Source organism: Kocuria tytonicola, assembly GCF_003687455.1.
GTDB classification, from domain to species: domain Bacteria; phylum Actinomycetota; class Actinomycetes; order Actinomycetales; family Micrococcaceae; genus Kocuria; species Kocuria tytonicola.
Genome location: NZ_PHOA01000184.1, coordinates 1 through 1,506 on the forward strand (window position 1 = coordinate 1; position 1,506 = coordinate 1,506).

Below are 1,506 nucleotides of genomic sequence, written 5' to 3' on the forward strand. Positions count from 1 at the left end.
GCGGCTAGCAGTTCGGGGGTCGTTCTCACCTGCTCCACCCTACCGGCCGAGCCTCGGGACGGGCTGTGCACAGGCCGGTCCAGGGTGTCCGGGGCCCGGTCTACAGTGGTCGGGTGATCTCACCCCAGGACCGTTCCAGCGCCCCCGCGCCCCTGCTCGGGCCCGATCAGCTCCCCTTCGCGGGGCGCCCGTTCGACCGCGAGGCCGTGGCACGGGAGCACCGGGACCTCGTGGCGGAGGACCGGAGCTCGGACGCGGTTCGCGTCCTCGTGCTGCGCGGGTCCACCGCGCCGGTCACGCCCGAGGGCCTGCTGCTGGTCCCGGTGGACGAGGCTCCCGCAGCCACGGGCGATCCCGCCCGCCCGGACGTCCACCTGGGCCGACTGGCGGACGGCACCCGGGTGCTGCTGCGCACCGTCCCGGAGGACACGGAGCTGCCGGGCTTCGACGACGCCGCCTGGCACGGTCTGCGCGCGCTCGGCACCGCGCTGCCACCGGAGCAGACCTCCCTCCTGGTCACGGCCCGGGCGGTGGCGCTGTGGCACCGGGACCACCCGCGGTGCCCGCGCTGCGGGGGCCCCACGGAGGTGGTCCGCTCCGGCTGGGCCCGCCGGTGCCCTCAGGACGAGTCGCTGCACTTCCCGCGCACCGACCCCGCGGTCATCGTGGCGGTCGTGGACGACCACCCGGACACCTCCCGTCAGCGGATCCTGCTGGGCCGCTCCGCGCTGTGGTCCGGGAACCGCTACTCCACGTTCGCGGGATTCGTGGAGCCGGGGGAGTCCGCGGAGCAGGCCGTGGTGCGCGAGGTCGGTGAGGAGGCGGGGATCGCGGTGGACACCGTGGAGTACCAGGGGTCGCAGCCCTGGCCGTTCCCGCGCTCGCTGATGCTCGGCTTCCGGGCGGTGGCGCACACGGCGGAAACCGAGGCGGACGGCGAGGAGATCCTGGACGTGCGGTGGTTCACGCGGAAGCAGCTGCTCGCGGCGGCCCGGGACGGCAGCGTGACCCTGCCCGGCCGGATCTCCATCGCCCACGCGCTCATCGTGAGCTGGCTCGGCCAGGACCTCCCGGAGACGGACTGGTGAGCGCGGAGCCCAGCGCCGAGGAGCACATCCTGGGCGGTCTGGACCCCGAGCAGCGGGTGGTGGCCACCACCCTGCAGGGGCCGGTGTGCGTCCGTGCGGGTGCGGGCACGGGCAAGACCCGGGCCATCACCCACCGCATCGCGTGGGGCATCGCCTCGGGCGTGTACACCCCGCAGAAGACGCTCGCCCTGACCTTCACCGCGCGTGCCGCGAACGAGATGCGGCAGCGGCTGCGAGCCCTCGGCGCCCCGGGGGTGCAGGCCCGCACCTTCCACTCCGCGGCGCTGCGGCAGCTGCAGTACTTCTGGCCCCAGGCCGTGGGCGGCCCGCCGCCCGGGCTCGTGAACCACAAGGCCCGGCTGATCACCGAGGCCGCGCAGGGCATGCGTCTGAGCACGGACCGGGCCACCATCCGGGA

2 protein-coding genes are annotated in these 1,506 nt (G+C 75.0%); both read left to right on the forward strand.

Annotated elements, in window-relative coordinates:
* The first annotated feature begins 113 nt into the window (after positions 1 to 113).
* Positions 114 to 1,088 (forward strand): NAD(+) diphosphatase, encoded by a 975-nt coding sequence (gene nudC, locus CWC38_RS11695; protein WP_121846877.1) that lies wholly within the window; start codon positions 114 to 116, stop codon positions 1,086 to 1,088.
* Positions 1,085 to 1,506, forward strand: a 422-nt coding sequence (locus CWC38_RS11700) for a UvrD-helicase domain-containing protein (RefSeq protein ID WP_240625255.1), incomplete at its 3' end; no start/stop codon positions are given. The genes nudC and CWC38_RS11700, both read left to right, overlap by 4 nt.